17 protein-coding genes are annotated in these 18586 nt (G+C 50.9%); 6 read left to right on the top strand and 11 right to left on the bottom strand.

What is annotated here, in order from left to right; translation table 11 throughout:
* Nucleotides 1–68: 68 nt before the first annotated feature.
* A complete protein-coding gene (gene accD / locus PsAD13_RS01860; RefSeq protein ID WP_063286245.1) occupies nucleotides 69–989 on the bottom strand; it encodes an acetyl-CoA carboxylase, carboxyltransferase subunit beta in 921 nt (306 codons plus the stop codon).
* Nucleotides 990–1061: 72 nt separating this feature from the next.
* Nucleotides 1062–1892 carry a tryptophan synthase subunit alpha gene (trpA, locus tag PsAD13_RS01865; RefSeq protein WP_063292545.1) on the bottom strand — a complete coding sequence of 277 codons (831 nt, stop codon included), beginning with the start codon at nucleotides 1890–1892 and terminating at the stop codon, nucleotides 1062–1064.
* 541 nt (nucleotides 1893–2433) lie between these two features.
* Between trpA and PsAD13_RS01870 the strand changes: the two genes are divergently transcribed.
* Nucleotides 2434–3408, top strand: coding sequence for a hypothetical protein (locus PsAD13_RS01870; protein ID WP_153040831.1), 975 nt, complete (start codon nucleotides 2434–2436; stop codon nucleotides 3406–3408).
* An 89-nt stretch (nucleotides 3409–3497) separates the two neighbouring features.
* On the opposite strand, the gene trpS is transcribed toward PsAD13_RS01870, so the two are convergent.
* The 7 genes from trpS to PsAD13_RS01905 all read right to left on the bottom strand — a co-directional run bounded on the left by trpS (nucleotide 3498) and on the right by PsAD13_RS01905 (nucleotide 12130).
* Nucleotides 3498–4580: a tryptophan--tRNA ligase gene (gene trpS, locus PsAD13_RS01875; RefSeq protein ID WP_063317129.1), complete on the bottom strand. Its 1083-nt coding sequence runs from the start codon at nucleotides 4578–4580 to the stop codon at nucleotides 3498–3500.
* 162 nt (nucleotides 4581–4742) lie between these two features.
* Nucleotides 4743–6296, bottom strand: a complete 1554-nt coding sequence (gene murJ / locus PsAD13_RS01880) for a murein biosynthesis integral membrane protein MurJ (RefSeq protein ID WP_063317130.1) — start codon at nucleotides 6294–6296, stop codon at nucleotides 4743–4745.
* 6 nt (nucleotides 6297–6302) lie between these two features.
* Nucleotides 6303–9131: a [protein-PII] uridylyltransferase gene (locus tag PsAD13_RS01885; RefSeq protein WP_063317131.1), complete on the bottom strand. Its 2829-nt coding sequence runs from the start codon at nucleotides 9129–9131 to the stop codon at nucleotides 6303–6305.
* 58 nt (nucleotides 9132–9189) lie between these two features.
* Nucleotides 9190–9561 (bottom strand): helix-turn-helix domain-containing protein, encoded by a 372-nt coding sequence (locus PsAD13_RS01890; RefSeq protein ID WP_057463182.1) that lies wholly within the window; start codon nucleotides 9559–9561, stop codon nucleotides 9190–9192.
* Between the two features lie 18 nt (nucleotides 9562–9579).
* The gene (locus tag PsAD13_RS01895; RefSeq protein WP_063286250.1) at nucleotides 9580–10251 is read right to left on the bottom strand and encodes a Smr/MutS family protein; all 672 of its coding nucleotides are present in this window, start codon (nucleotides 10249–10251) and stop codon (nucleotides 9580–9582) included.
* 26 nt (nucleotides 10252–10277) lie between these two features.
* Nucleotides 10278–11348, bottom strand: coding sequence for an MltA domain-containing protein (locus PsAD13_RS01900; RefSeq protein ID WP_208986375.1), 1071 nt, complete (start codon nucleotides 11346–11348; stop codon nucleotides 10278–10280).
* Nucleotides 11349–11383: 35 nt separating this feature from the next.
* Entirely contained in the window at nucleotides 11384–12130 is a 747-nt protein-coding gene (locus PsAD13_RS01905; protein ID WP_057463180.1) for a Tim44/TimA family putative adaptor protein, read from the bottom strand.
* Nucleotides 12131–12424: 294 nt separating this feature from the next.
* Between PsAD13_RS01905 and PsAD13_RS01910 the strand changes: the two genes are divergently transcribed.
* Complete coding sequence (locus PsAD13_RS01910; protein ID WP_063292551.1) at nucleotides 12425–12958, top strand: FxsA family protein; 534 nt, start codon at nucleotides 12425–12427, stop codon at nucleotides 12956–12958.
* A gap of 12 nt (nucleotides 12959–12970) precedes the next feature.
* Here the strand turns inward: PsAD13_RS01910 and PsAD13_RS01915 are convergent, their stop codons facing one another.
* Nucleotides 12971–14164 carry a serine hydrolase gene (locus PsAD13_RS01915; protein ID WP_208986376.1) on the bottom strand — a complete coding sequence of 398 codons (1194 nt, stop codon included), beginning with the start codon at nucleotides 14162–14164 and terminating at the stop codon, nucleotides 12971–12973.
* A gap of 237 nt (nucleotides 14165–14401) precedes the next feature.
* On the opposite strand from PsAD13_RS01915, the gene PsAD13_RS01920 reads away from it, so the two are divergent.
* From PsAD13_RS01920 to PsAD13_RS01930, 3 genes are all read left to right on the top strand, one after another.
* Entirely contained in the window at nucleotides 14402–15448 is a 1047-nt protein-coding gene (locus tag PsAD13_RS01920) for an acyltransferase family protein (protein ID WP_063292552.1), read from the top strand.
* A gap of 174 nt (nucleotides 15449–15622) precedes the next feature.
* Nucleotides 15623–16399 (top strand): DUF2092 domain-containing protein, encoded by a 777-nt coding sequence (locus tag PsAD13_RS01925; protein WP_063317132.1) that lies wholly within the window; start codon nucleotides 15623–15625, stop codon nucleotides 16397–16399.
* Nucleotides 16396–16878, top strand: coding sequence for a hypothetical protein (locus tag PsAD13_RS01930; RefSeq protein ID WP_063303353.1), 483 nt, complete (start codon nucleotides 16396–16398; stop codon nucleotides 16876–16878). The genes PsAD13_RS01925 and PsAD13_RS01930 overlap by 4 nt, the downstream gene beginning before the upstream one ends.
* Before the next feature lie 149 nt (nucleotides 16879–17027).
* Here the strand turns inward: PsAD13_RS01930 and PsAD13_RS01935 are convergent, their stop codons facing one another.
* Complete coding sequence (locus tag PsAD13_RS01935) at nucleotides 17028–17798, bottom strand: SDR family NAD(P)-dependent oxidoreductase (RefSeq protein WP_208986377.1); 771 nt, start codon at nucleotides 17796–17798, stop codon at nucleotides 17028–17030.
* 77 nt (nucleotides 17799–17875) lie between these two features.
* On the opposite strand from PsAD13_RS01935, the gene PsAD13_RS01940 reads away from it, so the two are divergent.
* A complete protein-coding gene (locus PsAD13_RS01940) occupies nucleotides 17876–18484 on the top strand; it encodes a TetR/AcrR family transcriptional regulator (protein ID WP_208986378.1) in 609 nt (202 codons plus the stop codon).
* The last annotated feature ends 102 nt before the right edge of the window (nucleotides 18485–18586 follow it).

Below are 18586 nucleotides of genomic sequence, written 5' to 3' on the forward strand. Positions count from 1 at the left end.
AAAGAAAAAGCCCGGCACGGTATGCCGGACTTTTAAAAGCAAATCGCAACTCCGTGAGCCGTAAAGGCTTATTGGGTTGCAGCAACCTCAGTGCTCGCCTCTGGTTCTGCAGGCTTTTCTTCAAGCACTGGCAGCTGAGCTTCACGCTTCATCAGCAGGTTACACAGGTTGGAAATGGTTTCTTTCAGCTCGTGACGATGCACAACCATGTCGACCATACCGTGATCGCGCAGATACTCAGAACGCTGGAAGCCTTCAGGAAGCTTCTCGCGAATAGTCTGCTCAATCACACGCTGGCCAGCAAAGCCGATCAAAGCGTTAGGCTCAGCAATGTGAACATCGCCCAGCATCGCGTAGGAGGCCGTTACACCACCGGTCGTCGGGTTGGTCAGCACCACAATGTAAGGCAGGCCTGCTTCACGCAGCATCTGCACGGTTACAGTAGTCCGTGGCAGCTGCATCAGCGAGAGGATGCCTTCCTGCATGCGTGCACCGCCGGAAGCGGCAAACATGACGAAAGGTGTTTTGTGCTCAACGGCATGTTCCATACCGCGAATGATCGCTTCGCCAGCTGCCATGCCAAGAGAACCGCCCATGAAGGCGAAATCCTGAACAGCAGTGGTCATGTCGTAGCCATTCACCTTACCGCTGGCGACAACGACAGAGTCGGTCATCTCGGTTTTGGCTTTGGCATCTTTCAGGCGATCAACATACTTGCGCTGGTCGCGGAATTTAAGTGGGTCGACAGCAACTTCTGGAGTCTCGATGCTGGTGTATTCACCCTGGTCAAAGAAATACTCCAAACGCTTCTTGCTGGAGAGGCGCATATGAAAGTTGGAGTTTGGTACAACCCACTGGTTTGCCTCCAAATCGCGATGGAAGACCATCTCGCCAGTTTCAGGGCACTTGATCCAAAGGTTTTCCGGAATTTCGCGCTTTTCGAGAAAGCTGCGGATTTTCGGCCGTACGACGTTGTTAATCCAGTTCACGGGCTGCCGCCTGTCTTTAATTTCGTTTTCAATTTTTAATGGCCATTAAACGGACCATTCGTAAAGCAATACTTATTTCCGAGCTTTTTCTACACCCACACGTAGTGAGCGTACAACTTCGGTAACAGCAGCTTGTGTCTGATTTGTGGCTTTGCCGTTGTCGTCAAGGCTTGTTCTAATCGCCTCAACAAGAATGGAGCCAACCACCACACCGTCGGCATGCTTGCCAATTTCCTCTGCTTGTTCAGCGGTTTTAATGCCAAAGCCAACAGCAACAGGAAGCTCAGTGTGGGATTTAATTCGTGTAACTGCCTTAGCAACAGCAGTGGTGTCTGCAGCGGCAGATCCGGTTACACCAGTTACAGATACGTAGTAAACAAAACCTGATGTATTCGCCAGAACAGTTGGAAGGCGTTTGTCATCAGTTGTTGGTGTTGTTAGGCGGATAAAGTTTACACCGCCCTCAATCGCCGGAATGCAGAGTTCATCATCTGCTTCGGCAGGCACATCAACAACAATCAGACCATCAACGCCAGCCTCACGTGCTTCTTTCACAAAAGCAGCGCTGCCACGTACAAAGATTGGATTGTAGTAACCCATCAGAACGATTGGGGTGTCATTGTCCTTTTTACGGAACTCACGCACCATCTGAAGCGTTTTGTCCATCGTGTGACCATGCGCCAAAGAGCGCTGAGTCGCCAGCTGGATTGGAACACCTTCAGCCATTGGGTCAGAAAACGGCATGCCAAGCTCAATAACATCACTACCCGCTTCTGGAAGTGCTTCCAGAATAGCTTGTGAAGTGGCGAGGTCCGGGTCTCCGGCCGTAATAAAAGTTACGAGCGCAGGACGTCCTTCAGCCTTCAGCTTAGCAAAGCGTCGATCAATACGAGTTTCAATCATTCATCCGACCATCTGATGTATTGGGGCAAGCCCCACCAATCAATCAGCAAGGATGTAGGGGTGCAACTAGCCCTCTGTCAATAAACACAGCGCAAATTGAATGCGTTTCTGGCGAATTTTATAAGAAATAGACAACAGCTCCAGAGAATATCCAGCGATAAAGACTCTCAAGGTCTCAGATTGACCATTACGTCAAATATAATATTGCCTGCTCTGATCGTGAGCATATGGTGAACTCGACCCACTAAGCGGCAATAAGCACTGTATTTTTAGATCTGTAGTAGAACCAGTTTTAAGCATCGAAACGCGATAAACAGCCATATCAATAATCAATTCAATCCCCCCTTAGACCATAGTTGTGTGGCTCATATGACAACCCTCTGCTTTGGTTCCGGCGTATTTTTTTATGAGATTAGTTTTGGGGTAAGAGATGCGAGGATGGAAGGCGATAGTTTTTATGTGTTTGGCGGTGGTTCTTTCCGCCTGCGTAGATATTGAGTTGCACTATGATTTTGCTGAGGATGGTTCTGTCACACAGCGCATGACCTACAAGATGACAGAGGCTACCTATGCCCGTATGCAGGAAAAAAAGAAGCAAAACTCAGGTCCGGTTCCTGTGGTGGCCTTTTGTGATAACGGCGAGGTAAAGCGGGAAAACGGGTTTGTGTTCTGCAGCAATACCGTTGAACAGAGTTTATCTGATTTGCTCTTACCAGAGCAGGAAACCCCTTCGCCCCCTACATCCATGGGGCCATCCGTTCTCCAGTTAACTCGGGTGGATGATACGAGCTTACAAGTGGTCTTGAAGGTGTCGGATTTCAATAATGCCGATTCTGGAACTACAGTCCTGACCAAAGCCACTTTTCTTGAGAAAGCTGTGCTGTCTCAAGCTCTTGCTGAGCGCAATCTGACCGTAATCCTTAGCGGCCCTGCGCTTATCAATGCTTCTGGAAACAAGATTGCAGACACAACGCAATCAGTAACATCGGTTCCACTCACTGATCTCATCACCGGCCAACTTGATGCAAAAGATCCCTCCGCCACTTTCCGATTTGCTCACCCTTTGCCTCCTGACAGAGAGAAGCAGGTAAAAATGATGTCTCAATTTTTCGAGGGCTATCAGTTCGACAATTGGGAAGACATGCACGGTCCAATATCGGATTACCTTCAACAGCAACCGCGTATGATGACTTGTGGAGTCCGCATGACAGAGCAGGCCTGTAAAGTTACGCGGGCAGAACTGGCTCAGCGCATCACGGCCGATAACACTGGCTTCAAAGAGCAGTTTATAAAGGTTCTTCACGCGCGTTATAGTATTCAGGATCTTCAGGACATGCTGGGGCTGGTTCAACAGAACCCTACTCTGTTCAAGTCACCCGTGTGCGATGACTTCCCACAAATGGACCGGCGCTGTGTGGTTATGGCACATACGGTGGATGCCTTGTTGCTCAAACACATCGTTGCGGCCAACGAGGCAGCGCAAGCGCACGTGTCGCCCTTTTTAAAGGATGAGTGAGTGCGCCAGTAAAAGCAGCCGCAATACTCCGGAAAACAAAAAAGCCGCAGATTATCTGCGGCTTTCTCAGTCTTGAAACTAAAAGCAAATTAGCCGCGACGGCTTTCCAAAAAGCCAATAATGCGGCGTACATCATGCAGCACTGGTTCTGCAATCTCAGCAGCACGTTCAGCACCATCACGCAGAACGGCATCAACACTTGCAGGATCATCCATGATCCGGCGCATTTCACCGTTCATTGGTGCCAGTTTCTCAACAGCCAGCTCAGAAAGAGCCGGTTTGAATGCAGAGAACTGCTGTCCGCCAAACTCGCCTAAAACGTCCGCTTTAGTACGCCCGGAAAGGGCAGCATAAATGCCAACAAGGTTGTCAGCTTCCGCACGACCTTCCAGTCCACCCACTTCACTTGGAAGCGCTTCAGGATCGGTCTTTGCCTTTCTGATTTTCTTCGCAATCGTGTCCTGATCATCAGTCAGGTTGATACGGGAAAGATCAGAAGGATCAGACTTGGACATCTTCTTGTTGCCGTCACGCAGGCTCATGATACGGGTCGCAGGACCAGTAATCATTGGCTCAGTGACCGGGAAGTAAAGCTCATCCGGCGCTTCATGAGATGGTTCAGGGTTTGGAACACCAAGACCCAGCTCTTTGATGCGATCAGCAAAGTCATTGTTGAACTTCTGCGCAATATCGCGTGTCAGCTCAAGGTGCTGCTTCTGGTCATCGCCAACCGGAACGTGGGTTGCGCGGTAAGCCAGAATGTCTGCTGCCATCAGGTTAGGATAAGCAAACAGACCAACAGAAGCGTTTTCTGCATTCTTCCCTGCTTTGTCCTTGAACTGAGTCATACGCTTCAGCCAGCCCATACGAGCGATACAGTTGAAGATCCATGCCAACTCAGCATGTTCTTTCACCTGGCTCTGGTTGAAGATGATCGACTTCTTCGGATCAACACCGGCTGCGAGGTAAGCTGCTGTTACTTCACGGGTCTGCTGCGTCAGCTCGGCAGGGTCCTGCCAGACTGTGATCGCATGCATGTCAACGATGGAGAAGATGGTCGGCATCTGGTCCTGAAGTGGAACAAAGCGGACAATAGCACCGAGGTAGTTACCAAGGTGAAGGTTTCCGGTTGGTTGAACACCGGAGAAAACGCGAGGCTGAAACGCCGTCATAACAAATATCCCTAGGCTTGGGCCTGTTGGAAGGGCCAGTGGGTTGCGCGAGCATAGATTGAATGGGTGACAAACAAACTAGAACAGCCCGCGCAGATTAAGCCCGGTGGTTATGACTGCGCTTTTTCGTATGTGCAAGTGATTTGCAGAGTGAGAAAGCCTTTATCGCCGCAATTTCTGCAGTTGTGCGCGAAAATCCACGGTCCCGGTGAGCTGAACCAAAATCCCAAAGGAAATCAGGCCAATGGTGACAAGAAGGACCAGCTCGCTGGCGCGTACAACAAACAGATTGGAGGTTGAAAGCGGCTCCAGAACAAGCGTGCCGCCGTAGACCACAACACCCATCAAAGCGCTGGCAAAGCCCAATAGCGGAATTCTTTTCAGTAATGCTGCGTCGACAACAAAATGACCACGCCGCCACAGCACAAAGGCCAGCAGCGCCGAGTTGACCCAACCCGCAGCAGTCGTCCCAATCGCGATGCCCACGTGTTTGAAGGTAGGGAACAACAAGATTGAGAGCGCCACGTTCACCACCATGGCAACGGCGGCAAAGTACATTGGGGTCTTGGTATCTTCCCGCGCAAAGAAGCCAGGGGACAGCACCTTATTCAGCACAAACGCAGGCAAACCAACGGCAAATGCCATCAAAGCCAAAGCAGTCTGCTCAACAGCAGCATCCGTAAACTGACCGCGTTGGAACAGCACAGAAATCACGGTATCTGGGATGATCACGAGCGCGACTGCAGCCGGAAGAGTAAGCGCAAGAGCGAACTCCATGGAACGGTTCTGTGTATGATGAACCAGCTCTTCCTGACCAGAGCGCAACTGCCGTGTCAGGCTTGGCAAAAGCACAACACCAATCGCAATTCCCACCACACCCAGTGGCAGCTGGTAGATCCTGTCAGCATAGTAAAGGTATGAATTCGCACTGCTTTCCAGCGAGGCGATGATAGTGCCAACCGTGATGTTGATCTGCGTAATCCCCCCGGCAATCACACCGGGAACACCCAAAACCAGCAAGCGCTTTACGCCCGGCGTCCATCGTGGGCGCATGATAGGGACGCGAAACCCAAGCCGCTTCATGCCAATGGCAACAACAGCCAGCTGAACAACACCAGCAACAGCAACACCAGCAACCAACAGCACTCCGGTCGTCTGATCAGGCTCCATCCCATAAGAACCAATGGCTGCGAGCACGGCCATCATCACTACATTGAGCATGACGGGGGCCATCGCCGCAGCTAGAAATCTTTGAAATGTATTGAGAATTCCACTCAAGAACGCGAGCAGAGACATAAACAGCAAATACGGAAATGCTATGCGTGACATGAGGACGGTGAGGTCGAATTTCGCTGGATCAGAGAAATAACCCGGCGCCAGCAAATGCACGAGCAAAGGCATGAAAACCTCTGCCAGAGCGAGGATAACCACCAGCGTCCAGAACAAAGCTGCCGCAATCTCACCAGCAAATTTTCGCGCGCCCTGCTCTCCGTCTTCCTCAACAGAGCGGGCAAACAGCGGTACGAAAGCTGAGTTAAATGCACCTTCTGCGAACAATCTGCGGAACAGGTTTGGTAAGCGGAAAGCCACAACAAAAGCATCTGCAACAGGACCAGTGCCTACAAAGGCAGCCAGCATCACATCTCGCCCAAACCCGCAGAGACGGCTTAGCATTGTTGCACCACCAACCGTGGCGAAGCTCTTGAAAAGGCTCATATAAAATTACTTACCTGTATGTTTTTGAGGTTTACGGCGTGAGCTCGTAGGCGCTTTTTGTGGCTTTTTACCGTCAAAGGCATTTTTGAGTCTATCGCGAATAGATTCCTGACGCCCCACATTGTGAACTTTCTGGCCAGTCAGATCGGTCACGTAAAATACATCGACCGCTTTCTCCCCAAAAGTCCCAACATGAGCACTCGCAATATTCAGGTTGAGAGCCGAGATCTCGGTGGTTAAATCAGACAGCAAACCCGGTCGGTCAAGTCCGGTCACTTCAAGAACCGTATAGTTTTCTGACCACGAATTGCTAACTAAAACAGTTGTCTGCAGCGTAAACGCCTTGTTACGAGCATTCGGCTTTGTCGCTGCACCCTTCACTTCAGGGACAGGTGCCGTGCCGCGCAGAGCTTCTTTAATCAGACAGCAAATCCGCTCCCCGCGTCGATACTCGTCATCGTCCTCAGGTAACTCACGGCTGATGTAGATTGTATCCAACGCGAGGCCATCTTTTGTGGTGTCGATGTGTGCGTCCACAATGTTTCCACCTGCCGCAAAACAAGCCCGAGCAATTGTAGAAAGCAACCGCGGATGATCTGGTGCCAGAACGGTGATTTCTGTAACACCTTCAAAGGCATGAGGCTCCACAGAGGTCGCCAGATGCTCTTCTTCCTTGTCCGTTTTGCGGATTAAGTTCGCATGGTTGATCTTGCTCTTCAGATCAACGCGCAGCCAATAGGCCGGATAGTGGCGATTGAGGTAATTATCCAGCTCCTCATCAGTCCAGCCTACCAGCTCTTCGGCCAGCTCTTGCTTCGCATGGTCAACACGCTGCTGCTGGCTCATACGGCCATGACCTCCACTGAGGATCGTCTCGCTCTCATAATAGAGCGTGCGCAGCAATTGCCCTTTCCAGCCATTAAATACATTGGGACCCACTGCCCGAATGTCCGCAACCGTCAAAATCAACAGGAGCTGCAAACGCTCCAGACTCTGCACTTTACGGCAGAAATCCTTGATGGTTTTCGGATCGCTCAAGTCGCGAGACTGTGCAACGGTGCTCATTTCCAGATGCTGCTCGATAAGCCAGGCGACCGTATCAGTCTCTGCTGGAGAAAGGCCAAGACGTGGGCAAATCTTCCGCGCAATCTTGGCGCCTGCAATGGAATGATCCTCTGGCCGTCCCTTCGCCACATCATGCAAAAGCATTGCAACATAAAGAACTTTCCGGCTGTGAACTGATTTGATCAGATCCGTTGCTAATGGATGGCTATCACCACCCATCCCGCGCTCAATTTCAGAAAGAACGCCAACTGATCGGATGAGGTGTTCGTCGACAGTGTAGTGGTGATACATGTTGAATTGCATCATGGCGACGACCTTCCGGAACTCCGGCAGGAACTGGCCAAGGATGGACGACTCGTTCATCGCACGCAAAACGGTTTCCGGATCACTACGGCTTGTCAGAACCTTCAGGAACAGCCGATTCGCTTGTTCATTCTTGCGGAATTCCGCATTGATCAGACGTCTGGATCGACGAACCAGTTTCAGCAATTCTGGGTGCATATCTAAATTGGTTTTGTCGATCAGATAAAACACACGGATCACATTGACCGGATCTTTCTCAAAGACATCCGGCTTCGCCGCAATAATGCGCCCGTTCTCGACAAGGAAGTCCTTGGTTCCTTTGATAGATCGCCGCTTGTGCTTGCTTCCCGGAACAAAACTGCCAAGGAACCGCGAAATGCTTGGGGCGGACTTCACATGCTGCTCTTCAAGAGCCGCCGCAAAAATGCGTGTCAGATCACCAACATCCTTCGCAACAAGGAAGTAGTGCTTCATGAACCGCTCAACAGCCCGCATGCCGGGATGGTCCATGTAACCGAGACGGTCAGCAATTTCCCGTTGAACATCAAAGCTCAAGCGTTCTTCAGGACGGTTCGTCAAAAAATGCAGATGACAACGGACAGCCCAAAGAAAATCCTGACTCTTTCGGAACCGATTCAATACACGCCGCGAGAAAACGCCCTTTTCAACCAGCCCTAAGCCACTGGGAACGCGATAAAAATACTTTGCGATCCAGAACAGTGTGTTCAGATCCCGCATACCGCCCTTACCTTCTTTGACATTGGGTTCAACAAGGTAGCGGGACGCGCCATGGCGTTCATGACGATCATCTCGTTCAGCAAGTTTGGCAGCGATGAAATCCGGCCCTGTACCGGAAACAATTTCCTTGTCGAAGCGCTTAGTAAGCTCTTGGAAAAGATCAAGATCACCCCAAACATAACGCGCTTCCAAAACAGCTGTGCGAACGGTCATATCTTCGCGGCACTGCTTGATCGTCTCATCAAGATTGCGCGTGGAATGACCGACCTTCAGGCCCATGTCCCAAAGCATGTAGAGGATGAACTCAACAACCTGATCACCCCAGGGCGTTTGCTTGTACGGCCAGAGAAACAGCAAATCCACGTCAGAGTGCGGCGCCATCGTTCCGCGCCCATAACCACCAACAGCTATGATGCTGATGCGCTCGGATTTTGTTGGATTTTCAACGGGATAAACATAGGTAACCGCAAACTCATAGATCACCTGAATGAGCATATCCTGCACGCAAGACAAACGCTCGGAACATCGCCGGCCCTGCCCGTCTTCCATCAGGAGCTTTTCAATCTCTTTAAAGGCTGCTTTGTGCGTGGCTTTCAGCTTTGTCAAAACATCGCTGCGCAGCTTAAAGCTGTTGCCGTCGCCATCATGCTTCTCAACCAGCTCTTTGAGTTCGTTGAGAAGGGATTGGGGATCAACCAGTTGATCTACTTTGAGTTCTTCAGGCGTCATATCAGCAGTCCACTTCAAAAGTCAGCAGACTGACTTTACAGAGCTTTGTCAGCTTAGACTAGATATTGTCGCGAGAGCTAACCACTCTTAGTTGATGAATGAGGTGCTCCAGGGATTCCTCTGAGAGTCCATTGATCTTCGAGGCAAGCATATTCGTCAGCTCAGTCGCCCGGGGTGTCAGGCCGCCGGTATCGATGGTGATTTTCGGGTTGGAAAGTTCCGCAAGTCTTTGAAGTTCTTCAGCTTCGTCCCAGATCACATTGAAATAGGTGATCATGCGCTGAACCATGTACCAGGTTGGAGTACCGCGCTTGCCATGTTCAAGCGCACTCAGGTAGGCAGAGGAAACCGAAAGCGCCTCCGCCATTTCCTTCAGGGTAATCTTCTGCTTAGCCCGCAGCTCTCTAACCTTGGCTCCAAAAGGCGTCATCTTACTGAAATTCCTGCCTTATTTTTTGCGCTTACGAATGCGAACGTAAATCGCACCGCTGCCCCCATGAGAAACATGAGCTTGGTCGAAGCCTACCACACAGCTGCGCATATCAGGAAGAGAAAGCCACTGCGGTACCATTCTGCGCAACACACCACGATCATCGCCATAGGGGCTGCTTGAATAGTCGAGCCCCTTACCGGTGATCACAAGCACGAGGGAGTAGCCCATGGCCTGCGCTTGATAGATGAACGAGGTTAAGCGTTGATGCGCTTGATACTGCGTCAAACCATGAAGATCGATGCGCGCATCAATATAGCCCTTGCCCCCGCGGACAACTTTTTTGCGCTCTTTCTTGTTGAGCGGTGAAAGCGGAGGCATCGCAGGAACAACAGGCTTGGGCGGGCTGTAGTCTGGCGCGGTCTTCCCTTTGGAACCGCGAGACTTTTTGGCCTGAGGCTTCGGTGGAGAGGTCAACTGCGGCTTAAGCTCAGGCTGAGACACCTCAGCGCTTTGAGCGTGCATAAGGGACTGATCCGGCTCGGAAAGCTGCGTCGTGTCTTCCAGCATATCAGAAAGGCGCTCTTGATGAATAGGCGTCAGAGTGGCTTTCACCCTGTCCCACAAGCGCTTGTCTGCTTCGCTCAGCTGCTTTGTCTTGGCTCGCTTTGCGCGATCACCATTCGTCATCTATCCGATCCGTCCACGATCATTTATTATTTTGGAACAAGGAGATAGAATTCCGCACGGTGACGGATATTCCCGGCAACGGCACCTGCCTCTGCACCACTTCCTACATAGATATCGCCACGCGCGGGGCCTTTGATGGCTGACCCGGTATCCTGAGCAACCATAAGTTTGGCGAAGCGATCACCTGATGTGTCGTAGGTCCTTAACTCACTAGAGACAAAAATTAAACTGCCATAAGTGTGCAGATCATCATCAATTGCCAGTGATCTCAGGTCCGTTAGGGCTGTTCCTGCCCCTCCAATGGCTGCAATCTCAGTGTCTTGCGCAGATTGTAACTCAAAGAAGATGTAGGATTTATTGTGCCGAAACACGTCTTTCTGCTGGGATGGGTTTTTGGATAACCAGGCACGAAGCGCATCCATGCCCATGTTATCTCTGGAGATTTCGCCCTGCTCAATGAGCACACGGCCAATCGCAGTGTACTCATGACCAGACTTGCCTGCAAAAGCCAGGCGCCGCAATTCGCCATTGGGCAGACGAACACGAGCGGAACCCTGAACAGCTGTAAAAAATGCATCTATCGGGTCTTTCACCCACAGCACTTCAAGGCCCATTCCATCCAGTGCACCGTCCATCACATCGCCGCGTGTTGGCATCACCTTCAGGTCTTTGGGATAAGCATGAAGGGGAACAACAAACTCGTCAGTGCGAACAAGTGAGCCTTCCAGCTCTGGCATGTAGTAGCCGGTCACAAACCCGTCGTCCTCTACGCGCTGAAGCGTAAAGTTCTGTTCTAAAAAGGTTTTTGCATCACTCGCGTTATTTACGTCGATTTTGCGCGATTTTGCGCAGATAGCGCGTAATTTTGCGTCGCTAATGCCAAATGCCTTTGTCGGCAGCGTTCGGCCCTCGCTCGCCTCGCAGTGAGCCACAAATGCGGAAAGGGCCGCAGAATGATCATCTGCAGCCCATCCGTCGATTTCGTTGGGATCAAGTGGCCCGGAGAGCTTCGCGCTTCGCATGGTCCTATGGTCTTTTGTAAGGGTGTTTCCAGCTACAGCAGCAGAACTTATCCCCGCCGCGACGCTGAGTGCCATAATGAAACTCATAGCGTCGCGAAAGAAAGAAAACGTCATGCAGATTCAGTTGCAACCAGCTTCCAGTTTGGATCGTTCTCACCAGTTACGCGAGCGAAGGTCCAGATGTCAGTCAGGTCACTCACTGCGGTTGGGTCACCATCCACAATGCGGTTTTCAGAATCCCGTGTCGCAGTGATCAGCTGACCCTTGAAGCGAACAGTCACTTCAGCAAGCTTGTCTTTGTCGTTGAAGACCGCTTCCACAATGTCAGCTTTGTCGATGCCCACAAAGGTGGACTCAACACGCTCATTGCGGCTTTCCCGGTCATCAATCGCAGCAGAGAAACCACTGAACACTTCAGGAGAAAGAAGCTCTTTGAGCGTGCGGCGATCACCCTGCGCAAACGACATCAAAATGATTTCGTAAGCGCCGCGTGCACCTTCCGCAAACTCTTTTGGATTGAAAGACGGCTCAGCTTTCCAGATTTCCCGCAGGCCGTGATTCAACTCACTGCCTTTTTTGGCAAGCTTGTCGATCTCAGCCTCAATCTGTTCGCGAGCTTCACGCTCTGCGCGCTCAGGGTCATGTTGAACATGCTCACTGCCTGGAAGAGGAATAACATTGTCCTCATTCTCAGGAGCCTGAGTCTTTTGAGAGTCTTGTTTTTGCTGAGCAGAATACGGGTCAAATGGTTGACGCTCGTTACCGGTGCGATTGCCCAAAACGGAGCGTAACCGCAGGAAAATAACAACTGCCGCAATAAGGAAGATTATGTTGTAGACGTCGAATATTTCGTTCATTCCGAGTACCGACCGGTCCTTTACTCGTGGGCTGCCAGGCGCCGATGATCAAATGCATTAGATATCTAGATAATGTGCTCTAGCGCATTTTTACAGGCTCTGTCACTAATTTAAGGTTTCTATCAGCAACATCCAGCTATTTCGTGTCCATCCCAACGCCTTTTTAAAGTCTTACCACGCAAGTATAAGCTAAAATCAGTCATTGCAATTCTGTGAAGATCACCCACTATAAGTAAGATCGCTTCAAAAAGAAGTGATCAAAAAGCAAAATAAACCTAAACCTACGCGGACGCTATGCCACTCGGACTTATCATTCTTGCCTGTTTCATTCTGCTGCCAACCATCGAGATCTATCTCTTTATTGAGGTTGGAAGTGTTATCGGGGCAATTCCAACAATCCTGTTGACTGTAGCTTCCGCAGCTGCCGGCACCTATATGCTGCGCCAGCAGGGGCTGTCTTTGCTCATGCGCATGCGTTCTGAAATGGACTCAGGACGCGTTCCAAGTCATGAGATGATGCATGGCGCGATGATCGTGTTTGCAGGCCTCATGCTGTTGATTCCAGGCTTCTTTACAGACGCAATTGGCCTTCTGCTCTTCATCCCGCCACTGCGTGAGGTGATTGGCAACTATCTGGCACGCCACGTGAAGGTACAAAACCTCAACGTCAATCCGGGTTACCGTCGCCGTGATGGCACTGTGGACCTGAATGAAGATGAGTGGAGCTCCTCCCGTCATACAGAGCAGGATGATGACCCTTCCCGTCCTCGTTCCAATGACCCGGACCAGATCAGCCCATGGTCCTCTGACGACGACAAGCGTCGCTAAATCCTGCCAAGTTTAACGGAGAGCCGCCTGAACTGCCTCAGGGCTCTCCAGCAACGTTGCGACCAGCGCGATCAGATAAGTGACGTCCAGCTCTTGCTTTGCATTCCAGGTGGTTGAGAAGCACCAGTTGTTTCCGTCGATGTCTTCCAGCGCATACGTCATGTTGAGCACGCCAATTTCACTACCACCCTTATAAGCATAAGACGCCCAGTTATCCGGTTCGGCCACACCCGGATTTACGAAAACTCCTTTGATGTCCTTCACTTTTGTCACAATCTTGCACAACTCGCGGTTCGAGATGTACCACTCAACACCCTCTGTCAAAGGCACGGAGACCTTGTCCATTGGCGGCAACTGGGCCGGTAAGGCCGCGAGAATCCGTGCCCGCTCCTCTGGCCCTGCTTGTCGATAAGCTTCTGCTGCTTGCTCATCCGCTTTCAGGTGAAACAGCTGCTGCGTTGTCAGAGCCGGCGAACTTTCTCCCGGCAACATCACACTTTCCTGCCCCACTAGATCCATCAGCAAGTCTGTAGCCGTGTTGTCGGAGATCTCGATCATGTTGCGGGCCACGTCCAGCAAAACAAACTTCTTGCCAACCGGCTCATTCTGCATCGTACCACCGGGATACGAGATATGCCGTTGCTCCAGCGTGACTTTGTCTTGCCAGCTCAGGTCTCCATCCCTGACCCGCTGCGCCACTTGGTCCAGCACATAAAGCTTGAAGGCAGAGCCGACAGCCAATTGCGCATCACTGTTGTTCTCTGCATGCACCTTCCCGTTCTGCATCAGTAAAAAGCTCTGCGTCGCGGTCTGCTGCTTCATGTGTTCCAACAGGTCTTCGTGTTTCACATCCTTCACAAGCGCAAAGCGAAACAGCAGTCCCGTCAGCTGACCGGTCTTATTCTGCTTCAAAAGCGTTGGAATCCTGTAGGATTTCGTCTCAACAAGAAACTTGTGCGGGTCCTTGGTCGCTTCAACATGAAGCGCAGGACCATAGATGGAACGTTGTTGTGAAAGAATGGAGACGAGAAGTTCTTTCGGGATCTTCTTGTAGACTTCGGGCGCAAAGTCATCGGCATCAAAGTCCGGCCCATTCCAGATTTTCTTGAGCAACTCCGGCGGGCTTGTGGCCTCCTGAGCGTTTAAGGGCTGTGGAGCGATGACTAAAACTGCAACAGCGCATAACGCCTTAAAATACCTAAGCAATTGCATCTCCAGAATATCTGGTGGAACTATATGTATCCTAGGCGCATAAAAACTAACATTACCTTAGGTCATAAAGATACAAGCCATAACATCAGGCCGTGTTGCAAAGTCTCAGCTAGCCCTTTGGCAATCGGGCGCGGTAACCAACAATTAAAGTTGAAGAGATGCCGCTAGTATTCGCATCCCTTAAAACTTATGATTGCACGAATTAATTAGTAAACTTATGGGCGGTATTACATGGCGGCGCACCAAACCTCCAGTCGTGTGGATTGGGTTGACTATGCGAAAGGCTTTTGCATCTTTCTCGTGGTGATGATGCATTCAACCCTTGGGGTTGGAAGCGCCATTGGCGAAATGGGGTTCATGGGCGACATTGTTGCCTTTGCTAAGCCCTTCCGTATGCCGGACTTTTTCATGATCTCCGGCTTATTCCTCGCCTTAACGCTGGATAGGGACTGGCGCCTGTATCTGGACCGTAAAGTCGTCCATTTCTTCTACTTCTACATTCTCTGGCTTACGATCCAGTTTGGAATGAAAGCACCATCCTTCGCAGCAGAGTTTGGCTGGGACGGCGTGTTGATGCACTACGCGCTCGCCTTCGTGCAGCCATTTGGAACTCTCTGGTTCATCTACGCCCTGCCCGTTTTCTTCGTCATCACCAAACTGCTGCACTCACTAAAAGTGCCATGGCAAGTGACCTTGCTGGTCGCTGCTGGCCTGCAAATCAGCGCGTTGCACACCGGCTCTGTGCTGATTGACGAAACAGCCGCTCGCTTCGTGTTCTTTTTCGCCGGTTACATCTTTGCGCAAAAGATCTTCGTCATTGCTGACTGGGTGCGCGAGAATGTGCTGAAAGGTCTGGCCTTTGTGTTTGTCTGGGCCGTCGTCAACGGCCTGTTCGTTGGCTACGGCTATGCAGACCTGCCATTTGCCTCGCTTGCTCTGGGCGGTTTGGGGGCATTGGCGGTGATCACCGTTTCCGCGCTGCTCTCCAAGGTCAAGGCGCTGGATCTGCTGCGCTATATGGGCAAAAACTCCATCGTGATCTACCTGTCCTTCTTCTTCCCGATGGCTGTCTCGCGCACAATCTTGCTCAAACTGGGCATCATTCAGGATGCGGGCGTGATCTCGCTAATCGTCACGTGCACCGCAACCATCGCACCGATGATCCTGTTCTGGCTGATCACCAAAGTTGGTTACGGCCAGTTCCTGTTCAAACGTCCGGCATGGGCCTACATCGCGGAAATGCCGCGCGCCAAGAGCCCTGCACCGTCACCAACCTGATATCTGCACAAAACCGCTGATCTGCCTAAGCCCTCGGAGCCGCTGCTTTTGGGGGCTTTTTGCATGCATGTTCAGCAAGCGCCAATTTTAGTGGTTGGGTTCAGAAGGTCTTTCCGGTCTTTGCTTAGGCTTTGCGGAAGCAAACGGTGTGACAAGGTCAAGGAACGTATCTCCATGAAACTCGGGGCTCTCAGGGTTCTGCCGCTTCTCTTCATTCTCGTGGCCATCGGCTGGCTGGAGCTATGCCCCCACCCCGCTGTTGCGCAAAAAGAAGATAAAGCACGTCAAATCCTCAATAAGACCATCGAGAAGTTCAGCGAAATCAAAGCCATGAGCTTTACCGTCTACGCGAGCGAGGAGCGCATCTTTAAAGACAGGGTGCCGCTAAACTTTGTGTTCGAATACACGGTCAACATTCTTGGGCATGGTGATCTGAAAATTGACCTCCCACGCCCCAACGGGATGAGCGAAATCTATCTTGATGATGGCATCATCACTTATTTCGACAAAACGCGGAACATCTACACTCAGGGGGATTTCACTGGAACTTCCTCGGAATTTATTGAGGTGCTACGCAGTGACTTTCAGCTCACATTGCCCGGCATTGATTTGGCCAACCCGGAACTGGGCCAGATGCTTGATGACCTGATAACGAAGTCCGTCTACGTCGGGCGTGAGGTTCTGCCAGAAGGGGTTGCCCATCATCTTGCCTTCTTTAACGATCAGGTAGATTGGCAATTGTGGGTCTACGAAGACAGCGGCCTGCCCGGTTATCTTATTATCACTTATAAGGACCTTGTTGGTTTGCCTCAAACACACCTGTCCTATCGAGGGTGGAACCTTGAACCTCTGCTCAATTCAGAAGACTTCCGCTTTAATCCTCCTGAGGGGGTTGAGCGCTTCAGCCTGCCCGCCCTTTCAGCAGTAGAAAACGGAGGGAGCTCAAGATGAGTTACTCCACCACAGCACAGCTTCTCAGCAACTCACTCAGATCACTGGCCATCCTGACCTTCATCACAGGCGCTGGCATACTCACAGCCCAGGCGCAGGAAACCCCGCCTCCCCCAAAACAAGCCACATCCGCCGAAGTTGCGGAGTGCGAGGAAGAGCACATGAAGCGTGAGGGCATAGCTGATCTGGGCGGCTCTCAATACCGCGATAAGATCCGCGATCTCTGCAACAAATCCGTACATGGCGCTGACAAAGCAGAGGCGGGAAAAGAGCCAGCTACCAACGATTACTACTTCAGCGGTGACAACAACGGCTTTGTCTATGAGCTCAATGAAGAATGCCAGCAAATCCGTATTCAGGATGAGTTGATTTTCATCTGTCCGGAAGGCAAATACAAACCAACCATCCGCAACAACCAATCCGGTTTCATGCCTTATTTAGAGCCCGTGGAACCCATTAGGCAGGGTGAGAAGCCGTAGGAAGGTCATAAGTAAACACATGGTGTACTCTGTGATTGTCAATCTGACTCATGACCCAACTGCGAGGTCGCGCTTTTCTCTGGTTTGGGCTTCGAAATAACGTCGGTGCGGGATGTTCATTTTGGGAGCGCCTAAATTACATTGGACTTTTACGCCCGACAGAATGCTCTTCGTGTAGCCCTTAGCATCATTCGTTGGGGCAAAATTGCTGATAAAACTAAAAGCATACGCTCTGTAAAAGTCGTAATTGTAAGGCGGTGTGGAGGCTTGTCTGACATGCAAGCACGAACAACTAAACTTGCAAATCGCTCCGGGTCATTTCCGCTTTCTTCGCTTTTCGCCATATTGTTAATTGCACGTGTTGTAGAAGGTTCGTAAGGGTCGTTGTCGGATGAACTTCGCCTTCTCGCTGCACCAAAGCCAGTTCGATGATCTCCCGGTTCCACTAGTATAACGTGGAGTCCAAAAGGAGCGACCTCCATTGATAAGGCCGCCGCATAGTTCGCAATCGCGGCTTTGGATGCACTGTAAAGTGCTTGAAAAGGGATTGGGAGCCGTGATGCAATAGAGCCAATAATCACAATCGTTCCTGCTCGCCTTTTTCGCATATCAGGAAGAAAGGCGCGTACCATTCTATCAACGCCGAGTAGGTTGGTATCGATCTGTCGATCGGCTTCTGAAGCAGCTGTCATTTCAATAGGGCCAGCGATGCCAGAACCCGCATTCAATATCAAACAGTCGGGGACAAGGTTAATGCGGTTGCGAAGTGCAATCACAGAATCTTCGTCGCACACATCAAGTTCTTCTAAAGTGCCTCCTTGGCGAGATGTACCAATCGCTTGCCATCCGTTTGTTGTAAAAGCTTTTAGCATTGCGGCACCCAGCCCTTTGGAGGCACCGGAAATTAAAACAGAATTCATGAGCAATTCTCCAGATTTCAAATATGTTATCAATGGTAACATCAGTTGAAACTATTTGGTCAAGTGGAAAGTTATCAATGGTAACATCGAGGCAAGAAAAACAAACTCCGGGCACATCAGAGTATCATCATGGAGGTTTGCGTGAGGCGCTTCTGGATGCTGTCGAAGCTCAGTTGCCCGAAAAAGGGCCTGAGGGGGTGAGCTTACGGGCTGCTGCCAAAAATGCAGGTGTTTCCTCTGCTGCGGCTTTCAGGCACTTTAAAGACAAGCGGGCTGTGATGACGGCAGTTGCTGTCCGCGCACATCGCGGAATGGCAGAGCATATGGAAACGGCAGCCACTGAAGCACGCAGTGCGGGGCTCTCGGTATTTTCCGCTAAGGGGCAGGCCTATCTGGACTTTGCTCTTTCTGAGCCTGCCAAATTCAAAACAATGTTCCGTACGGCATTGTTGGATGAGACAGATGTAGATTTAGTTGAAGCAGAGGCACGCATGACGCGCCTATTGCTTAACGATGCTGTTGAAGATGAAAAACACACTGAAATCCCAGCTAAGTCCCTGCTTGCGTGGGGGGCCGTACACGGCCTGGCCATGCTCTCGATTGAAGGTGGATTACCAAGCACATCCACGAAGGATACACGATCAGCAATTCTGGAGGCATTAGATTTGTTAGAACAACAGGATTAGTCAGAGTAACTTCATTTTTGTTAGGTGGAAGTTGAAAGCTAGGTAGCCAGAGGCCGTTCCAAACTCACCCTCCGCTAAAACATCATTGAAAAAGGGTTAATT

The sequence above is a fragment of the Pseudovibrio sp. Ad13 genome (assembly GCF_001623225.1).
Classification (GTDB): Bacteria; Pseudomonadota; Alphaproteobacteria; order Rhizobiales; family Stappiaceae; genus Pseudovibrio.